1 protein-coding gene is annotated in these 455 nt (G+C 39.3%); it reads right to left on the reverse strand.

What is annotated here, in order from left to right; all coding sequences use genetic code 11:
- Positions 1-447, reverse strand: a 447-nt coding sequence (locus UYK_RS0123780) for a hypothetical protein (protein ID WP_040469582.1), incomplete at its 3' end; no start/stop codon positions are given.
- Positions 448-455 lie beyond the last annotated feature (8 nt).

The following is a 455-nucleotide window of genomic DNA, read 5'->3' on the forward strand; positions in this document are numbered from 1 at the left end:
ATCTTTATTGCCTCCATTATCCAAAATATTACGAATTCCACGAGGCATTTGAAAGTCTGCTGTTCTTTCAGCACTCACATAAATTGTGTGCAGAATATTCAGAGTAGCAGTTCGGCTCGTACTATTGTCTGTCTTATCATAGACAAAGATGATAAGCGAATAGCCAAGCCCAAAAATCTTTTGTCGTGCAGATTTGAAAGGACATGATAATTGTGGTTGCTTGATGCTTGTCACTTTGACATCCACAAGTAGTCCCGGAAAATCAATACCACTTGCTGAATTACCCTCCAGAAATTCGTACTGTTCTTTGAGATAAAGCCTGAACTTTTGTTCTAAATATGTACCAACAGCTTTACCATCTGTAATACCGTAGAGTAAGGGTTCTGGATGTCTAGATTCAACAGCTGAAAATTTTGCTGCTTCCAAGCATAGGGCTTCCACAGTCAGAGTTGACA

Origin of the sequence: Fischerella thermalis PCC 7521, assembly GCF_000317225.1 — a bacterium.
GTDB lineage: Bacteria > Cyanobacteriota > Cyanobacteriia > Cyanobacteriales > Nostocaceae > Fischerella > Fischerella thermalis.